We start from the raw sequence: 19,514 nt of genomic DNA, 5'->3' as shown, positions 1-19,514 counted from the left end.
TCTATTTCTTTACTAATTCTTTCGGTGCATGAATCCAGCTCATCATTTCACGAAGCTCTGCTCCTACTTTTTCTAACTGATGATTTTGCTCTGCTTTTTTCATCGCATTATACGTTGGACGCCCAGCTTGGTTTTCTAAAATCCATTTCTTCGCGAATTCACCTTGCTGAATTTCTGTAAGTACTCGTTTCATTTCTTTCTTCGTTTCATCTGTAACAATTCTCGATCCTGTTACATAATCTCCGAACTCTGCCGTATCTGAAATAGAATGGCGCATGTTCGTTAAACCACCTTCGTACATTAAATCAACAATTAACTTTAATTCATGTAAACATTCGAAGTATGCAATTTCAGGGCGATATCCGCCTTCTGTTAACGTTTCAAAACCAGCTTTCACAAGTGCAGTTACACCTCCGCAAAGTACCGCTTGCTCACCAAACAAATCCGTCTCTGTTTCTTCTTGGAATGTCGTTTCAATTACACCTGCACGTGTACACCCTACACCTTTTGCATACGCAAGCGCTACATGTAATGCGGTGCCCGTTGCATCTTGATGTACTGCGACTAATGCTGGAACACCATTTCCTTCTTGAAATACACGGCGAACGAGATGACCTGGACTTTTTGGCGCAAACATCGCTACATCTACGTAACTTGGCGGATTAATTTGGCCGAAGTGAATGTTAAATCCATGTGAAAAAAGTAACATTTGTCCTTCACGAAGATTCTCTTCTACCTCTGCTTTATACACATGAGCTTGCTGTTCATCTGGCAGTAACATTTGTACAACTTGCGCGGTTCGAACTGCTTCTGAAACAGACATCACTTCAAATCCATCTGCTTTTGCTACTTCAAAAGACTTACCAGGCCGAACACCAACTACAACTTCCACACCAGAATCGCGTAAATTTTGCGCCTGTGCATGACCTTGAGACCCATAGCCAATTACCGCAACTGTTTTCCCTTGCAATAACTCTACATTTGCATCTTGCTCATAATATGTTTTCATACTCCATACACTCCTTATAATTTGTTTACTTGCAGTACATTGATTAACTTTTTCAACTGACCGACGAGTAATATTGCTTCTTGTTCTGTACAAACTGCCGTTAACTCCATTTCACTTTCATTTAAATTTAATGAAGAAATATAATAACCACGCCGAGCAAAAATTCCACTTATGCGTAATAAGACATTTGGATCGTTATCGATAACTAATGAAAAAGTATGACTCATTCTTCCCACCTCTTCATAATCATTTCGTTATTCCCTTTATTTGGTGGAACCATCGGAAATACGTTCTCACCTTCTTCTACACAAAAATCAACTACGACAGGTCCTTCATGAGCAAATGCTTCTAACATCACTTGTTTCGCCTCAGTTGAATTTGTCGCTCTTAACCCTTTCACTCCATAAGCTTCTGCAACTTTCACAAAATCTGGCGATCCAATTTTCGACTCTGATAATCGATTTTCATAAAACATTTCTTGCCATTGCCTTACCATCCCTAAAAATTTATTGTTTATAATAAATACTTTTACAGGGATGTTATTTTCAGCAATTGTTTGTAGTTCTTGAATATTCATTTGAAAAGAAGCATCACCTGCAATACAAATAACGAGTTCTTCTTCTTTTGCAAGCTGAGCACCAACTGCCGCCGGGAAGCCAAATCCCATCGTTCCTAATCCACCTGATGTTAGAAAAGTCCGCGGGTTTTTCGCTTTATAAAAATGCGCAGCCCACATTTGATGCTGTCCTACTTCTGTCGTAACAATCGCTTCACCATTCGTTAATTCACTTACTAAGCTAATAACATGCTGTGGTTTTAACTCACTTTCTTTTTGAATATAGGAAAGAGGGTATTCTGCTTTCCATTCCTCGGTTTTCGTAAGCCATTCATCTGTCTGTGTACAAATTGGCATATGTAACAACATGTGTAACGCTTTTTTCACATCTCCAACAACTGGATATTCCACAGTTACATTTTTATGAAACTCCGAAGGATCTATATCAATATGTACCTTTTTTGAATAGGGAGAAAAGAGTTCTAATTTTCCTGTTACACGATCATCGAAGCGAACACCTAAAGCAAGTAATAAGTCACATTCTGTTACTGCCATATTTGCAGCGTACGTTCCATGCATACCGAGCATTCCTAAAAATAATGGATCTCCCGGCGGATATGCACCCAGTCCCATTAAAGTTGACACGACTGGAATACGATTCTCCCTCGCAAATTTGATAAGTTCATCAGATCCACCTGAGTGAATGACACCTCCTCCAATATAAAGAAGTGGGCGTTTCGCTTTTGAAATTTCTTTAGCTACCTCTTTAAGCTTCATACTATCTGGCATGGCCTCTATTTTGTACCCTGGAATCTCAATTACTTCATTGTAAAAACTTGTTACCTTTTCAATTTGAACATCTTTTGGAATATCAATTAATACTGGTCCTGGCCGCCCGCTTTCGGCGATGTAAAAAGCTTCTTGTACAATACGTGATAACTGATTCACATCACGAACTTGGTAATTATGCTTCGTAACAGGTACTGTAATTCCGACAACATCAGCTTCTTGAAACCCGTCTTTTCCAATGAGTGGTGTTGCAACTTGCCCTGTAATGACAACTAAAGGAATCGAATCCATATAAGCATCTGCTAAGCCTGTAACTAAATTCGTCGCCCCTGGGCCAGAGGTAGCAAATACTACCCCGACCTTTCCAGAAGCTCTTGCATAACCTTCAGCCGCATGAATAGCAGCTTGTTCATGACGAGTTAATATATGCTTCAATCCACTTTCATATAGCGCATCGTACACTGGTAAAATTGCTCCGCCCGGATAACCGAAAACAGTCGTTACGCCTAATTTCTTTAAGCATTGAATAACGTGTCCAGCTCCTGTCACTTCTTCACACTGCAATTTCTCATAAGTTGTATATTGCTTCATTTCAATTAACTCCTCTCCCTACCTACAGTAAGCTTTCTGCCAGCCCTGGAACACGTACGCCTCTTTCTCTCGTTAACTTTTTAAATTCCTCAGTCAATTGTTTCGTTACACTTCCTGGTTTCCCATCTCCAATTTCTCTTGAATCAACCTTTACAACTGGAATTAATTCAGCTGCCGTTCCTGTTAAAAACACTTCATCCGCTACATATACGTCATGGCGAGTGAATGGTCTTTCCTCACACGGAATACCCAGTCGCTCACATAACTCGATAACACTATTTCTCGTAATGCCTTCTAATGCCCCTAAATATGACGGAGGTGTTAACACTTTTCCATCTTTCACAACGAAAACATTATCTCCAGATCCTTCACAAACATATCCTTGTTGATTTAACATAAGTGCCTCTAGCACTCCTGCTTGTGCCGCTTCAATTTTTACAAGTACGTTATTTAAGTAGTTCATTGACTTAATTCGTGGGTCTAATGCATCTGGCATATTACGTCTTGATGCAACAGATACGACACTTAGTCCATTATCGTAAAATTCCTGTGGGAATAATTTTAATTGTTCTGCAATGATAATAACGCTCGGTTTCACACAACTTCTCGGATCGAGCCCTAAGTCCCCTTTTCCTCTTGAAACAATTAACCGAATATAAGCATCTGCATACTCATTTTTTTGAAGCGTCTGTAAAACTGCTTCTTCCATTTCGTCAACCGTCAGTGGGATTGTAAGTAAAATAGATTTTGCCGATTCATATAATCGTTTTACATGTTCTTTTAAACAAAATACATTTCCACCGTAACTACGAATCCCTTCAAATACACCGTCTCCGTATAAAAAACCATGATCATATACTGAAACAACTGCCTTTTCTTTTTCTACAAATTCCCCATTCATATAAATGTACTGATTTCCCATCTCACATCGCTCCTCTTTTTTTCTCTCTATTTTTGCAATCTATTTCTATATCGATTGCTGAGATGAGTGTTTTTAGCAGAATATTCAGTATATAAATCTTAAAAATATACTCGTCTCAACAATCGATTACATACATACTTGTAGCAATCCATTGCTGAGACGAGGGAATCGTGGTACCACTCAGCTTCCTTACACTTCTCACGAAATGTAAGCTCTGCAAGTCCAATTAGACTTTTGTTTTTCTATCGGAAACAACTCCGCTACTTTTTACTAGCTTTCAAAAGTAGTGCTCCGAGGTGATTTTCAAAGATTTGATTGTTACCACCCTCACAGCCTTGGGGCAGCTCTCTGAAACAATCTTTATCATTTACTCTCCTCTTCTACGCATTTTCTTATTCTATTTTTTAAAATAAAAACTCTCGCCTCAGCAATCAACTACTACAATTTAGTAGCTTTGATTGCTGAGGCGAGAGTTTCGCGTTACCACTCAGCTTCCTTATACTTCTCACGAAATATAAGCTCTGTAGGTCCAATTAGACCCCCGTCCTTTTACCGGAGACGATGCCGTCGCCCTCTACTCAGTTTCCCTTTCGCAAGCGATGCTCCGAGGTGATCTTCAATGACTCGATTGTTACTACTCTCACAGCCTTGGAGTAGCTCTCTGAAACGATCATAATCATCTACTTTCCTCTTCTTTGCATATACAACATATAAAGTTAGAAAATTCCCAATTAACTTTCATTTGTTAAACGTATTATAGGACGTTGTTCTTTTCATTGTCAACATGTTTTTTAGAAATATTTTTAATAATACATATATTTTCGAATCTTTTTTATTGCGCAATAAAACTTTTTATATAATACTATATAAAACATATATATTTAGGAGGATTACAGCAATGTCCGAAAAAACATACGAACTCGCAACCTTCGCAGGCGGTTGCTTTTGGTGCATGGTAAAGCCGTTTGATGAACTTCCTGGTATTCATAAAGTACTTTCTGGCTATGCAGGTGGTCATGTAGAAAACCCAACATATGAACAAGTAAAAGCGGGTACATCTGGTCATTTAGAAGTTGTACAAATTACATTTGATCCTTCTATTTTCCCATATGAAAAATTACTGGATTTATATTGGCCACAAATCGATCCAACTGATGATGGCGGACAATTCTTTGACCGTGGTCCATCTTATCGCACCGCTATTTTTTATCATACCGAAACGCAAAAAGAGCTTGCTGAAAAATCAAAACAAACTCTTGCAGAAAGCGGTATGTTTAAAGAGCCAATCGTAACTGAAATTCGCCCAGCTGCACCTTTTTATGAAGCTGAGGAATACCATCAACACTTCTATAAAAAGAACCCAGAAAAATATGCTACTGAGCAAAAAGAATCTGGCCGTGAAGACTTTATAAAAGAAAATTGGCAAAAGAAATAATAAAAACGCATCGTGCTTTTTTTCAAAGTGCGATGCGTTTTTATTTTTGATAAAAGTACCATACAATGATGAGAACAACCGCTGTTAATGTCCAAAGTGCGATTTCGTTTTTCACTCTACTCTTTTTCTTAGTCATTTCGTTTCCTCCTAGTATAGCAATTAAACATAGTCAAGACTTCCTTTGTTTAATTGTCCACTTCATAAAAGTAAATAAATCCTTACAAATTCTTACAACAAGACCACCAACGATTCCGATTGTAATTGAAATTACTAACATCTGTACAAAACTAAGAGTAGTTGTGTACGTTATGTAGATAACAATACATATAAGTAAAACATCCGGTAAAGAAAGTAAAAACTTTTTAAACATTTCTTTAGCTCTCCTATGTTTTATTTATAAATTATATCTTTTAAAAAAGAAATCTATTACCGTTTCTTAAATAAAAAACCTCCAGTTTAAGCACTAGAGGTTTTCCATTTTATTTCTTCAATCTCTCAATAAAATCCTGTAATTTATCAAGTGATTTCATATTCTGATTACAGGCCACGGCATCTTTGCAAATATAGTTTCCCTTTTTCACGAAAGTTCCTGGTATATCACCTTTAATTTCAACTAAAAACATCCCTACTTCTTCATGTCCGTGACATAAAGAACAAATGCTCTTTTTATTTAAACTTTGAAACGTTCCTTGCAGACCAACAAACTTATTTTTATCATTTTTTGCTATAATAAATTTCCTGCTTGACCCTTTATCAATCCAGCTTAAATAAGATAATTCTTTCATGTCCATTTCTTCCATATCAGGAAGTTTTAATTTTTTCACCTTAGGAAATAATTTTTTTAATGTTTGTGCTGTAACTTCCTGAAACGGAATGACGTACGGATTTATTTTCATTAAAAACGATTCTGCATCTTCTCTATTTTGAACTGTTAATACCGTATCGATTAACTCTTTCTGCTCATCCGTTAAATTCTCAAATACATGTATTATCTTTTCAATTGCTAATGATTTTAACGCTTGAATGACACCTCTATCATTTGCCGTTGCGTGCCCATTCGCTAAAATATAAGCTTGTGATTTTATAAAATTATATTGATCACTTCTAATAAAAGCTTCCATCTTTATCACTCCATACAAATTGTTGATCTAATCTTATTGTATACAATGATTTAGCTTTTTGGTATGTAAAAGATAACTTAGAAACGAATATTACATACATCGATTATATTTTACCGCTCCATTTCCTGACAAAAGAAGCCATCATCTGTTTTCCATTCCGCATATAACACGTCCTCAAATTTAGTAATCCCTTTTTTCTTTATTTGTTTATACAGCCATCCTTCATCAAAGCCCGCTTCTCTCAAATTATCTTTCACTACTTTTCCATCACTAATTAATGAAATTGGTAAGTATACAGGCTTATGTTTTAAACTTAAATCATTTATAGTAGGAGATTCGTATTTACTTTTTTTCAGAACACTTATATTTCCGTTAGGTTCTAATATCATATATTCAACTTCTCGGATTGAAAATATATCTTTTTGTTGCCTAAGCATTTGTTGTAATTGGTTAATGTCCAAATGATTTACACTTAATTGTTCACGATCAATCTTTCCATTACGGATAATAATGGAAGGATATCCTTCAAAAAACCTTCTTGTTCCTCTGATTTTTTGCGTTATCACTTCTATTGTATAAATTAAAATTACCCATACAAATACTGAATATAAAATAGACCACACTTTAATTTTAGGATCATATATTGAATTTCCAACGAGCTCACCAAGGACGATAGCAGAAATAAAATCAAAGGGTGTTAGCTGAGATATTTGTGTTTTCCCTAGTATTTTTGTAGCAATTAATAGAACAAAGAAACCAATTAAAAGCTCTATCGTTATTTGTCCAATATGATTCATATATGTTCACCTTTCTACTTTTCAAGTGCTCTGTATACCATTTTATAAAAAAACGGCACATTTTTTCTATTATCATGCCCGTTCACATCTCATATATCCAATACATATAAAACAAAAAGAGTCTGATTCAAAGTAATATGAATCAGACTCTTTTCCTCTTATTTAGAATACACAATCTTTTTAATCGTTTCTCCGGAAAGAAAATACTCTTCTGCAAGTTGATGAATAGCAATTCCACTTTTAAACGCTTCTTTAATGGCTTTGTTTCTTTCATCTAACTGTTTTCTTCCTCCAGATCGTGTCCCCCATTTATAATGTTTCGTTTCTTGTTTTGGAATGTAAATTGTTTCACCTTGTATATACTTTTGAATTTCAGTAATTAAACTCTCTGGTAAAACTGCCTTAGCTTTTACGTATTTCATTTCTGCTCGCCCCTTATTTTTTATGGTTCATTTCAATAAGGTGCAAAGCCAAATATAAAAATGATTCGAGCTCATTTAGGCGATTGTATATTACTTGTCTACCTCACGCAAAGTATCGCCATTTCCATACTTGGCTTTGCATGAGACGCTGCAGTGTCCGGCAATTGAATGATAATCGCCATGTAAACACCTCCTAATATACCTTTTTCATTACATTATATGATAAATTCCTTCCCCTTGCATCCACATCCTTTTTAAAGCATGAAATTACTTAGTTTGATATAATACTTTTTAGTCCAATCAAAAACTATAGTGAGGTTGCTTTATGAAAAAGAAAATAATTATTACAATCGTTACATTATTCATTATTACTGTAGCATTATTCGGAACATACAAATTGATGAATGCAAGAAGCTTTCAATTATTTGGAGATTTAACAAATCGAGTAGAAACAAATGAAAAGGTGATTGCTTTAACTTTTGATGATGGCCCTACTAACAATGTAAAACAAATATTACCGCTACTAGATACATACAATGCAAAAGCTACTTTCTTTTTAATTGGAAATGAATTAGAGAAAAACCTATCGTTAGGAAAATCTATCGTACAATCTGGACACCAAATTGGAAACCATACATATTCTCATAACAGAATGGTTTTTAAAACACCTTCTTTTATTAAAGAAGAAATAGAAAAAACAAATTCATTAATCCGCCGAATAGGATTTACAGGCGAAATTGATTTTAGACCACCTAATGGAAAAAAATTAATTGGACTACCATATTATTTAAATAAAAATAATATCGAAACGATTACATGGGATCTTGAACCTGATACTTTTTATAAATCTGCGGCAGATAAAATTGACTACGTTTCTAAAAATGTAAAACCAGGTTCTATCATTTTACTGCACTCTATGTATGATGAGTCTAATGAAAATTTACAGACTATCGAAGGTATTCTAGACTCTTTATCTAAAAAGGGCTATCAGTTCGTAACAGTAAATGAATTACAAAAAAGTGCAAAATAAAAAGGTAGCGTATCATAAAACGATACGCTACCTTTTTGTTTAAATAATGCCAAGTACATTTAAGAATACGATAATAATCGCAATTGGTGCGATGAAGCGAAGTAAGAATAACCATAATACAAACAATTTATAGCCTTTATTTTTACTTACACCAAGCTCTTTCATTAATACATCTTTCTTCATTTTTAAAGGAACAAAGATAGAAACTAATAAAACACCAAGTGGCATTAATACGTTACTAACTGCATAATCCGCTAAATCAAAGACTGTCTTTCCGAAAATCTTCAGATCGCTTAATATACCAAATGACAATGCTGATGGTACTCCTACAACGAAGATTAATAAACCTACGATTAAAGCCATTTTTTCACGTTTCCCTTTACCTTTTGCAGTTAAAGATGCCACGCTAATTTCTAACATCGAAATCGCTGATGTAATAGTAGCAAAGAAGAATAGTAGTAAGAAAACGATGAAGAAGAATTTTCCGAATGCCATTTTACTAAAAATAGCTGGCAGTACGATAAATAATAGTCCCGGTCCTTGAGATGGTTCCATTCCAAATGCGAACACTACTGGGAAAATTGCAAGTCCTGCAAGTAATGTAATTACAAGCGTTAAAGCTACGATAGAAAATGCTGAACGCGGTAAACTTTCTTCCTTCGGTAAGTATGAACTATACGTTACCATTACTGCTACACCGACCGATAATGAGAAGAACGATTGACCCATCGCATATAAAATTACTTCTGATGTTACATTTGAGAAATCAGGTTGTAAGAAGAAACGAACCCCTTCTCCGGCACCATCTAACGTAAGTGCACGAACGATTAATACAAAGAATAAAACGAATAGCGCTGGCATGAAATATTTATTTACTTTTTCAACACCATTTTGTACACCTTTACTTACAATAAAAATAGTAATAAGGATGAATAATAGCTGTGATCCTACTGCTAAATACGGATTGGAAATGATTTCACCAAACGTATCTTCGTATGCTCCATTTCCTTCCCATAGTCTACCTGTAATTGCATTCCATAAATATAATAAAATCCAGCCTCCTACAACACTGTAGAAAGAAAGTAATATGAAACATGTTACAATCCCTAATTTCCCTAACCATGGCCATAATGTTTTTGGTGCGATTTCTCTATACGCATCAACAGCCTCTTTTTGTGTACTTCTTCCAATTACGAATTCAGCTAATAATAGCGGTAAACCAATTAATAATGTGAAACCGATGAAAATAAGGAAGAACGCGCCGCCCCCTCCAATTCCGGCCATATACGGGAACTTCCAAATTGCCCCTAGACCAATCGCTGAACCTGCCGCAGCTAATACGAAACCTAATTTCGATGTCCATTGCTGTGAATTCATTTGTTAATCTCCTCTCTTTATCTTTTTCTGTTTTACAATTCGGTATTTATATTGTTCTATCCACACTCTTTTCTAATACGTTCACTTCCTCTCTACTAATAAAAAACGCCCCTACGTAAATACGTAGGGACGACAAAAATATCGCGGTACCACCCTAGTTATGAAGATACACCAAAGTTAGGACCTAAATAAAAAACGTCCCTACGCAAATACGTAGGGACGATAAATTATCGCGGTACCACCCTAGTTATGAAGCCACAACAAAGTTAGGACCTAAATAAAAAACGTCCCTACGTAAATACGTAGGGACGATAAATATCGCGGTACCACCCTAGTTGTGAAACAATCTTCACCACTTTATTTGATAACGGTATAAACTACCGTCTTTCATTTCCTCATAATGTGAGATTTATGAAAGATGCTCCAGGACGAACTTCATGAATAATCTATATACTGATTCACACCAACCATCAGCTCTCTGTAATAGGGAGATATTCACTACTATACCCTTTCATTGCCCAAATATTATTTTCCGAATTGATTACTATCATTTTTATCACACATTAAAAATAGTGTCAACTTATATTTTGAATTTTTACGTATTACATTCTATTTGAAAATGTAAAATATGACTTTTAAGTGAATAATATTAGAATATTTATGTTCCATACTATATTAACTACTCTAACAGGTTTATAGTAATATACGATAAACGTAAGACAGCACGAGTAGGAGGAAAGAATTTTGTCTACTTCAAAAGTTTTAAAAGGAACTGCTTTATTAAGCGGCGCAACAATGATTTCACGTATATTAGGTTTTATATACTTCTTCCCTTTTCAACTATTAGTCGGAACACAAGGGGTCGCTTTATATGGATATGCATACTCTTGGTACGGAATTTTATTAAGCTTTTCAACTGCCGGTATCCCTATTGCCGTTTCCAAATTTGTTGCAAAGCATAATGCGCTTGGTGATTATAGTACAAGCAAAAAATTATACAACTCTAGCGTAAAATTAATGTTGTTTATGGGATTTTTAGGGTTTTTAGTTTTATTTATTGGAGCACCATACATATCACAATTTATTATTCGCTCGAAAACGCCAGATCCACAATTTATCTCTGACGTAACACTTACGATGCGAGCATTAAGTTTTGCACTTATTATCGTACCAGCTATGAGTGTTACACGTGGTTATTTCCAAGGTTTTCAACATATGAAACCAAGTGCTGTTTCTCAAGTCGTGGAACAAATTGCACGTGTTGTTTTCATTTTAGTTGGTAGCTTTATCGTCTCAAAACTATTAGGAGGTTCCGTAGCCTCTTCTGTTGCAGTTGCTACGTTTGGAGCTGTTATCGGAGCACTTGCAAGTGTCTCTATTTTAATGATGTACTGGAAAAAATATAATGGGTTAAAACCTCCCGAAGGTGAATTAAAATCAAGAACATCCCATATCCCATTAAAAAATATTTATATAGAATTACTTCGCTATGCAATCCCAATTGTATTTGTCGGCATCGCAATTCCACTTTACACGTTAGTAGATCAATATACTGTAGCTGATGTCCTTAGAGCGATGGGAGAGCCGTTAGAAACAGCAAATGCAGTTTTCGCTTATATAACGAACTATGCCCAAAAGTTAATTATGATTCCAGCTTCACTTGCAACTGGATTCTCCTTAACGATCATTCCGGCTATAACGAAATCTTATACAAGCGGGAAATTAGAAGAATTACAAGAACAAATTTCAAAGATATTTCAAGTCTTGTTATTCTTCACAATCCCGGCTGCATTTGGTCTTGCTAGCATCGCTTACGATGCATTCCGCATGGTTTATGTAAATCCTGAAATCGCACTTGGTGGATCACAATATTTAATTTCATTCGCACCGTCTGCTATATTAAGTGCGATTTTCACAGTTTCAGCAGCTATTTTACAAGGAATCGATTATCAAAGAAAAACAATGATTGCATTCTCAGCCGGAATTCTCGTTAAAGTTGTAGTAAATACACCGCTCTTACATTTATTTGGCGGACACGGTGCTGTACTTGGAACCATTCTTGGATACCTCGTTTCCAATAGTATTATGTTGTACTGCATCGTTAAGTTTGCGAAATTTAAAATTAGTGAGACAGCAAAAACAGTATTTCTTATTACAATTTACTCCGCAGCAATGTCTGCTGTTGTGATGGCATTAAAATCAATTTTAACATGGTTAATTCCTGGACAAACTTATATGGAATCACTTCTCATTGTCGTTATATGTGGCGCCGCTGGAGGGCTTGTTTACCTTTTATTCGTATTAACAAGTGGACTTGCTTCACATATTCTCGGTGATAGAATTCAACGCTTACCTATACTGGGGAAATTAGTAAAATAAAAAACAAAGAGATGTAACAAGGGTTACATCTCTTTGTTTTTTATTTCGCATATTGAATACGCTTTTGCTGTTCAGCAATATGTAATTCCGGAGCATGGTGTTCTACTAACTGTAATAGCTCCTCGATTAACACTTCTAACTCTTGTACACTATACTCCGGTTTCCCTATTAACGTATTCGCCATACGCTCATATAAGTTTTCAGGCTTAATAATCATTCGTTCCACATTATATGGCATCCATTTAAACGCCGGGTGATGTACATACATTTTATTCAAACCAAATAAGACCCCAAATATATTCCTTTGTGCTTCACAAATAACATCATATAGCATAAGCCAATCTTTTCGTTTTAAAAGCGCCTCTCGATTATGCCAGCGATTGCTTAACCAAAGATTTTCTGAAATCATCCGTTTCGCTAGATTTTCTGGATATGCTACCACTCTATCTTTTAATTCATTCACTTTCTCTTCCCCATACAAACTAACACCGTCATGCACGGATGATACAATACATTGTTTTTCATAACTTATATCATATTGATCCACCACATCCGAAATCACTTTCTCTACTGTTTCTGTTAAAAAGTTACTAATCTCTAATTTAATTCCTTCTTTCGTCAAATACGTTTCCGACCATTCTTCTTCCTCATAAGGATGATATGACAAAATTGTTCCACCAATATAGTTAATAGGCCCTTTACGATCCTCATTCTCTGGTGGCATTGACCATAAAATATGTAGTTCTATATCTGAATGTTCATCTTCTAGCTTTCTAGCTACTGAACCGGCTAAAATAATAGCCTCCACTTTTGGGTTCTTCCTATAAATCTCTGACATTTCTATCGCTTTCTCTTTTAATCCCACTTCATTTCCCCCTATAATTGCATTACAGCCTTACTTCTTTTATTTATTTCGATATTACACATTTTATTCCCTTTTCAAAGTTCCACTACATCATATTTCTACCCAATAACGTTGTACAATTTCCCCAGTATGAGAAGAAACTACTTCATTTTCTAACACACCGCCAACCTTTTGAATCGTTTTAGCCGAAGCGATATTAGCTTTATCACAAGTTATTAACACTTTCTGCAATCCTAATTTTTGTGCTTCATCCAATGCAAATTGTAGTTGTTTTGTAGCGTAACCTTGGCGACGTTTATTTGGATGGACACTATATCCAATATGACCACTTTCCCGCAATAATTCTGAGTTTAGTCGATGTCTAATATTTACAAAACCTATAAGTTCCCCTTTTTCAAAACTTAAAAATTGGCTAGACGGTACTCGATTACCTTGTAAGTTTTCTCCCGCTTCTTGTATACTCACTTTTTCAAACCATTCATCGAGAGAATCAAAATTTTGTAAAGAACTACTGCCGTGTGGTTGTTCATCAGCATGTAAAAACGCATCGCGATACTCCATAATTTGTTTGCTATATTCATATGTTGGTTTTAATAGTTTCATTGTTATTCTCCCCCTCTTTACAACCTAAAACAAACACCTTACTCGTAACAATTTCACGAGTAAGGTGTTTTTATCATTTTCATTCAAATAATCCCATACTCAAATAACGCTCACCTGTATCAGGTGCAATACATAAAACTTTTTTACCAGCGCCTAATCGTTTTGCAATCATAATTGCGGCATAAACAGAAGCTCCGGAAGACGGCCCTACTAATAAACCTTCTTGTCTAGCTAAGTTTCTCATTGTCGTTAAAGCCTCTTCATCTGCAATTTGAATAATTTCGTTATACACTTCTGTATTTAAATTTTTCGGGATAAACCCCGGACTTGTTCCTACTAGTTTATGAGGACCTGGCACACCGCCTGATAAAACGGGAGATCCTTTCGGTTCTACTACTGCAATATATAAGTTTGGTAGTTTCTCTTTTAACGTTTCACCAGTCCCTGTAATAGTTCCACCAGTTCCAGCCGTTGCTACGAATGCATCAAGCTTTCCATCCATTTGTTCATAAATTTCAAGTGCAGTCGTATAACGATGAATATTCGGGTTTGCTGGATTTTCAAATTGTTGCGGAATAAAACTATTTGGTATTTGCTTTTGCAGTTCTAACGCCTTCGCAATTGCTCCTGGCATTCTTTGTTCTGCCGGTGTTAAAACTACTTCTGCTCCGTATGCTTTTAATAAATTTATACGCTCTTTTGACATATTATCTGGCATAATTAAAATCGATTTATATCCTTTTGCGGCTGCATTCATTGCTAAGCCTATTCCTGTATTTCCACTTGTCGGTTCAATAATTGTATCTCCCGGTTTGATGAGACCATTTTCTTCTGCAACGTGCAGTAAATTATAGGCAGCACGGTCTTTCACACTGCGCGATGGATTAAACATTTCTAGTTTTACATACACATCTGCTGCGTCTTCTGGAATAAATTTAGATAATCGGACGACAGGTGTATCTCCTATTAATTCTGTTACGTTTTCACATAATTTCATGGCGCATCCCCTATTCTATCGTTTTCTTATCACTTGGTAATAACCAAGAAGTAAGTCCAATTAATGGTAGACAACTACATAGTAACATAATGAATTGTAGACTATATATGTCCGCTAATTTCCCAAGGACTACAGATCCTAAAGCGCCGAGTCCAAACGCAAGCCCTACAATTAATCCAGATACCATTCCTACTTTTCCAGGAACAAGTTCTTGCGCATAAACAACAATTACACTAAAACTACTTGAACTAATAAAACCGATACATAAAAATAGCGGTACGACCCACACGAGCGAAACGTGAGGTAATAAAAGTGCAAGTGGTGCTGAACCTAGCATTGAGAATACAATAATTGTTTTCTTTCCAAATCGATCTGCTAATGGACCACCGAAGAAAGTTCCTAATACGCCGGCAATCATAAATGCGAATACGAAATACTGGGCATTTTTTATAGATAAACCGTAATGCTCAATTAAGTAAAATTGATAAAAATTCCCGATACCAGCACCATACCAAGAGCGTACAAAAGTAAGAAAAACAAGAAGTAAAATAACAAATTTAATATGTGTACTTACAATCGCATTTTCCGCCTCAAGCGCAGCCCTCTTTTTTCTTCTCACAGCGCCAGTCGCTAATTCATTTCTATACCAATTTGATACGAAAATTAATAATACAATTCCTACCGCTGCAAAGGCAGTAAAACCTAAAGAACCAATTTGACCGAGTGGAACGAAAATTAATGCTGTAAAAATAGGAGCTAGAGAATTCCCTGTATTTCCTCCCACTTGATAAATCGCTTGCGCTAAACCTCGCTTTGCACCAGCTGCCATATAAGCAACTCGAGCCCCTTCTGGATGAAAGACTGCGGAACCTAATCCGATAAATAAAACAGAAATAATAACAATAATAAAGTTCGGTGCAAATGCAAGTCCAATCATCCCAAGCATACTCGAAAACATTCCGAGCGGTAATAAAAATGGTGACGGTTTCTTATCCGAATACATACCAAAAACCGGTTGCATAATCGATGATGTCATATTTAAAGCAAACGCAATCCACCCTACTTGCATATAGGATAAATTCATCGTTTTTTCCAAAATAGGAAACAACGCGGGCACAACTGCTTGCATCGAATCATTTAAAAAATGACCGAAACTAATCGCAAATAATATTCGATATATTGTCGGTGTTTCTACTCTGTTTTTTTGCGAAACTGCCTGCATATGTGAATCTCTCCTTTCTGTAAAATATATATATTTATTACAGTAGGTGTAATAAATTCTGACTTTTGAAACATTTCTATTCTATACTGGTTTCATTTCTTTTTCCAGAAATATCACCTTTTAAATAATATATTTTTTCTATATGCTTTATCGGATTTATTTATAGAAATTTTCTATATTTTCTTTTATACTAAGGCAGAGATGAAGGAAAGGATGACAACTATGAAGAAAAAAACAAAGGGAATCGTTGCACTCTCAATCACATTATCTATGTTTTTAACAGCATGTGGTCAAAAACAAGAGGCAACAACTACCGGAGAGAAGAAAAAAGAATCTTCGAAACAAGTGTTAAACATTGTAGAAGCTGGGGAAATTTCTACACTTGATTCATCTATCGCAACCGATGGGTTTTCTTACGCTGCATTAAACAACGTAATGGAAGGATTATATATGCCTGGTCCTGATAACAAACCTGTTCCGGCAGCAGCTGAATCATACAAACTGAGCGAAGACGGAAAAACATATACATTTACATTACACGATTCAAAATGGTCAAATGGCGATCCAGTAACTGCCCATGATTTTGAATATGCATGGAAACGTGCCGTTAATCCAGAAACTGCTTCTGAATACGCACATATTATGTTCGATATTAAAAACGCTGAAAAAATAAATAAAAAAGAATTACCAATTGATTCATTTGGTGTAAAGGCGATTGATAATAAAACTCTTGAAGTACAGTTAGAACACCCTGTTCCATACTTTTTAGGTTTAATGGGATTTGCAACATTTTATCCTCAAAACCAAAAGATAGTAGAAGCGCAAGGGAAAAATTACGGGCTTGAAGCTGCAAATGTAGTTTATAATGGGCCGTTCCAATTAAGTGAATGGAAACATGATACAAGTTACAAAATGACGAAAAACCCGAACTACTGGGATAATAAAAATGTGAAGCTAAATGAAATTAATGTAAATATCGTAAAAGATACTTCAACAGCCGTTAATTTATTTGAAAGTAAACAAGTAGACCGTATTACGATCAATTCAGAGTTTGTTGATAAATATCAAAAAGATCCAAGCTTAAAGAAAATGGAACGTCCTTCTGTGACATTTTTCCGATTTAGTCAAAAGAATCCTTTATTAGCAAACAAAAATGCTCGTAAAGCTATTTCGCTTGCTTTTGATAAACAAGGAATCACAACAACGATTTTAAACAATGGTTCTATACCTGCGAATGCATTCGTTCCAAAAGGATTCGTAAAAGGACCTGACAATAAAGATTTTCGCAGTACAAGTAATGTAAAAGTAGAAACAAATGTGAAAGAAGCTAAAACACTATGGGAAACTGCGAAAAAAGAAACAAATTTACAAAACGCTTCTCTTTCAATCATAACAACTGATGAATCGAACGATAAAAAAATTAGTGAGTTTTTAAAAGGTGAACTGGAGAAAAACTTACCTGGACTAAAAATCACATTACACCCACTTCCAGTAAAAGCATTTTTAGATCGTGAAGGAAATGGCGATTTTGAAATTTCACTTTCTACTTGGGGACCAGATTATCCTGATCCTACAACATTTTTAAATATGTTCGTCACAGACGGACCGTTTAATAAGATGAGTTACTCAAACAAACAATACGACGAATTAATTGAGAAAACGAGCTCTACTTTAGTAACGGACTTACCAGCACGTTGGAAAGCGTTCCAAGATGCTGAGAAAATCTTACTTGAAGATGATGCAGCCATTGCTCCAATCTTCCAATCAGGGCTTGTATATTTAGAACGTCCAACCATAAAAGGTGTTGTTATTCGTCCATTTGCAGGAATTTATTCTTATAAATGGGCTTCTATTACAGAATAAGAAAAAGGCGATCCTAAAACATATTAGGATCGCCTTTTTATTAAATTGCAAAACGCTTATACTTTTCGTAATCGCTCGTCTTACATTCTACTTCTAGTTTCGTACCTTCGTTTTCATAACTCGTAGATAGAACGTGCGCATGATTATTGAAATAAGAAACTACCTGTCCTTGATCATATGGAATTAACATTTCACACTTCGTATACTCTTTATAGATGTGTGAGCGAATCATTTTTACAAGTTCTTCAATTCCAACGTGTTTCTTCGCTGATAAATAAACACGGTCTTCTTGTACTTTCGGAATTTCAACATCTACCATATCTGATTTGTTATAAGCATAAATTGTTGGAATATTTTCTACTCCAATTTTCTTTAACGTTTCATTTGTAATATCAATTAACTGTTCATAATTTGGATTTGCGTAATCTACAACATGAATAAGTAAGTCTGCTTCCGCTACCTCTTCTAATGTTGAACGGAATGCTTTCACAAGATGATGCGGTAATTTACTTACAAATCCAACTGTATCTGTTAATAAGAATGATTTGTTATCTGGTAAATCAATATTTCGCACCGATGTTTCTAACGTCGCGAATAACATATCTTTTTCAAATACTTGTTTTTCTTCTGTACCATTGTAAATTTCAAGCATCGCATTCATCGTCGTTGATTTTCCCGCGTTCGTATAACCTACTAATGCTACAACAGGAATTTCATTTTTCTTACGTTGTTTTCGCTGCGTTTGACGCTGCGCAACAAGAGCTTCTAAATCTTTATTTAAAACTGAAATTTGTTCTTCAATTTTACGACGATCCAACTCTAATTTCTTCTCACCGACACCTTTATTTTTCGTACCAACACCGCCGCTCTGTCTTCCTAACGATTCACGAAGACCAATTAAACGAGGCATCATATACTGAAGGTGGGCCACTTCTACTTGCAACTGCGCTTCTTTCGTTTTCGCACGTTGCGCAAAAATGTCTAAAATTAATATGGTACGGTCAATTACTTTACAATCTAAATCTGCTTCTAAATTTCGAATTTGAGAAGGCGATAATTCGTCATTAAAGATGACCATATTCGCACCTACTTCATTTACATAGGCTGCTACTTCTTCAATCTTTCCTTTTCCAATATAATGGGATGGATTTACACGTTGTAAATTTTGCGTCACTTGTCCAATTACCTCTACATCACAAGCTTCTGCAAGATTCGTTAGCTCTTCCATCGAATATGCAAAATCATCCTCATTACCTAAATTTACTCCAACTAAAACTGCTCTTTGTAATAATTCTTCCATATATTTATTCCTCCATTTCGATTACGTAAAATAAAAAACACAGGTCGCTGCCTGTGTTTTCGTAAACGGATAAGGGTTCACCAAAGAAATAGAAGAAAGTTGTGCTTTCATCCTATCTCATAGTTAAAAAGTCCCAAGATCGTATGCGTATCCACTATAAGTGTTCACCTATACAATCCCATTCTATTTATAAAGGCAAAACAAAAAGAGGGCGTATTCGTCCCTCCCTCTTTTTC

18 protein-coding genes and 3 other annotated features are annotated in these 19,514 nt (G+C 35.5%); of the genes, 4 read left to right on the top strand and 14 right to left on the bottom strand.

What is annotated here, in order from left to right:
• Window position 1 precedes the first annotated feature (1 nt).
• The 4 genes from ilvC to ilvE are packed head-to-tail and all read right to left on the bottom strand — an operon-like array spanning window position 2 to window position 3,867.
• Complete coding sequence (gene ilvC / locus MR147_RS01660) at window positions 2–1,009, bottom strand: ketol-acid reductoisomerase (RefSeq protein WP_074608416.1); 1,008 nt, start codon at window positions 1,007–1,009, stop codon at window positions 2–4.
• Window positions 1,010–1,023: 14 nt separating this feature from the next.
• Window positions 1,024–1,236: an ACT domain-containing protein gene (locus MR147_RS01655; RefSeq protein WP_139302808.1), complete on the bottom strand. Its 213-nt coding sequence runs from the start codon at window positions 1,234–1,236 to the stop codon at window positions 1,024–1,026.
• Entirely contained in the window at window positions 1,233–2,945 is a 1,713-nt protein-coding gene (ilvB, locus tag MR147_RS01650) for an acetolactate synthase large subunit (protein WP_074608413.1), read from the bottom strand. Before ilvB ends, MR147_RS01655 begins: the two co-directional genes overlap by 4 nt.
• Before the next feature lie 22 nt (window positions 2,946–2,967).
• Window positions 2,968–3,867 carry a branched-chain-amino-acid transaminase gene (gene ilvE, locus MR147_RS01645; RefSeq protein ID WP_074608411.1) on the bottom strand — a complete coding sequence of 300 codons (900 nt, stop codon included), beginning with the start codon at window positions 3,865–3,867 and terminating at the stop codon, window positions 2,968–2,970.
• Window positions 3,868–4,019: 152 nt separating this feature from the next.
• Window positions 4,020–4,259 (bottom strand) — a binding site (T-box leader).
• 67 nt (window positions 4,260–4,326) lie between these two features.
• Window positions 4,327–4,572: a binding site (T-box leader), on the bottom strand.
• Window positions 4,573–4,765: 193 nt separating this feature from the next.
• On the opposite strand from ilvE, the gene msrA reads away from it, so the two are divergent.
• Window positions 4,766–5,302, top strand: coding sequence for a peptide-methionine (S)-S-oxide reductase MsrA (msrA, locus tag MR147_RS01640; protein WP_074610654.1), 537 nt, complete (start codon window positions 4,766–4,768; stop codon window positions 5,300–5,302).
• 169 nt (window positions 5,303–5,471) lie between these two features.
• Here the strand turns inward: msrA and MR147_RS01635 are convergent, their stop codons facing one another.
• From MR147_RS01635 to MR147_RS01620, 4 genes are all read right to left on the bottom strand, one after another.
• Complete coding sequence (locus tag MR147_RS01635; protein ID WP_074610659.1) at window positions 5,472–5,672, bottom strand: hypothetical protein; 201 nt, start codon at window positions 5,670–5,672, stop codon at window positions 5,472–5,474.
• A gap of 109 nt (window positions 5,673–5,781) precedes the next feature.
• Window positions 5,782–6,423 carry a FusB/FusC family EF-G-binding protein gene (locus MR147_RS01630; RefSeq protein WP_000387076.1) on the bottom strand — a complete coding sequence of 214 codons (642 nt, stop codon included), beginning with the start codon at window positions 6,421–6,423 and terminating at the stop codon, window positions 5,782–5,784.
• A 110-nt stretch (window positions 6,424–6,533) separates the two neighbouring features.
• Window positions 6,534–7,220: a DUF421 domain-containing protein gene (locus MR147_RS01625; protein ID WP_071730324.1), complete on the bottom strand. Its 687-nt coding sequence runs from the start codon at window positions 7,218–7,220 to the stop codon at window positions 6,534–6,536.
• A 158-nt stretch (window positions 7,221–7,378) separates the two neighbouring features.
• Complete coding sequence (locus tag MR147_RS01620) at window positions 7,379–7,642, bottom strand: CD3324 family protein (RefSeq protein ID WP_000878319.1); 264 nt, start codon at window positions 7,640–7,642, stop codon at window positions 7,379–7,381.
• Window positions 7,643–7,967: 325 nt separating this feature from the next.
• On the opposite strand from MR147_RS01620, the gene MR147_RS01615 reads away from it, so the two are divergent.
• Window positions 7,968–8,672, top strand: coding sequence for a polysaccharide deacetylase family protein (locus MR147_RS01615; protein WP_074610662.1), 705 nt, complete (start codon window positions 7,968–7,970; stop codon window positions 8,670–8,672).
• Window positions 8,673–8,711: 39 nt separating this feature from the next.
• Here MR147_RS01615 and MR147_RS01610 read toward each other — a convergent pair whose 3' ends face one another.
• Entirely contained in the window at window positions 8,712–10,049 is a 1,338-nt protein-coding gene (locus MR147_RS01610; RefSeq protein ID WP_242303565.1) for a sodium-dependent transporter, read from the bottom strand.
• Window positions 10,050–10,350: 301 nt separating this feature from the next.
• Window positions 10,351–10,573, bottom strand: a binding site (T-box leader).
• Between the two features lie 220 nt (window positions 10,574–10,793).
• Between MR147_RS01610 and MR147_RS01605 the strand changes: the two genes are divergently transcribed.
• Complete coding sequence (locus MR147_RS01605) at window positions 10,794–12,428, top strand: putative polysaccharide biosynthesis protein (RefSeq protein ID WP_074610666.1); 1,635 nt, start codon at window positions 10,794–10,796, stop codon at window positions 12,426–12,428.
• A gap of 40 nt (window positions 12,429–12,468) precedes the next feature.
• Here the strand turns inward: MR147_RS01605 and MR147_RS01600 are convergent, their stop codons facing one another.
• The 4 genes from MR147_RS01600 to MR147_RS01585 all read right to left on the bottom strand — a co-directional run bounded on the left by MR147_RS01600 (window position 12,469) and on the right by MR147_RS01585 (window position 16,115).
• Entirely contained in the window at window positions 12,469–13,293 is an 825-nt protein-coding gene (locus tag MR147_RS01600; RefSeq protein WP_074610668.1) for a DUF4037 domain-containing protein, read from the bottom strand.
• Between the two features lie 90 nt (window positions 13,294–13,383).
• Window positions 13,384–13,896, bottom strand: coding sequence for a GNAT family N-acetyltransferase (locus tag MR147_RS01595; RefSeq protein ID WP_000771318.1), 513 nt, complete (start codon window positions 13,894–13,896; stop codon window positions 13,384–13,386).
• Between the two features lie 79 nt (window positions 13,897–13,975).
• Window positions 13,976–14,893 (bottom strand): cysteine synthase A, encoded by a 918-nt coding sequence (cysK, locus tag MR147_RS01590; RefSeq protein WP_074610671.1) that lies wholly within the window; start codon window positions 14,891–14,893, stop codon window positions 13,976–13,978.
• Window positions 14,894–14,903: 10 nt separating this feature from the next.
• Window positions 14,904–16,115 (bottom strand): MFS transporter, encoded by a 1,212-nt coding sequence (locus MR147_RS01585; RefSeq protein WP_001149406.1) that lies wholly within the window; start codon window positions 16,113–16,115, stop codon window positions 14,904–14,906.
• A gap of 222 nt (window positions 16,116–16,337) precedes the next feature.
• Between MR147_RS01585 and MR147_RS01580 the strand changes: the two genes are divergently transcribed.
• Window positions 16,338–17,978 (top strand): peptide ABC transporter substrate-binding protein, encoded by a 1,641-nt coding sequence (locus tag MR147_RS01580; protein WP_074610673.1) that lies wholly within the window; start codon window positions 16,338–16,340, stop codon window positions 17,976–17,978.
• A gap of 40 nt (window positions 17,979–18,018) precedes the next feature.
• On the opposite strand, the gene hflX is transcribed toward MR147_RS01580, so the two are convergent.
• Window positions 18,019–19,278 carry a GTPase HflX gene (gene hflX / locus MR147_RS01575; protein ID WP_044790464.1) on the bottom strand — a complete coding sequence of 420 codons (1,260 nt, stop codon included), beginning with the start codon at window positions 19,276–19,278 and terminating at the stop codon, window positions 18,019–18,021.
• Window positions 19,279–19,514 lie beyond the last annotated feature (236 nt).

It is taken from the genome of Bacillus cereus group sp. BfR-BA-01350 (assembly GCF_022663775.1).
GTDB classification, from domain to species: domain Bacteria; phylum Bacillota; class Bacilli; order Bacillales; family Bacillaceae_G; genus Bacillus_A; species Bacillus_A paranthracis.
This window is presented reverse-complemented; position numbering and strand designations above follow the sequence as displayed.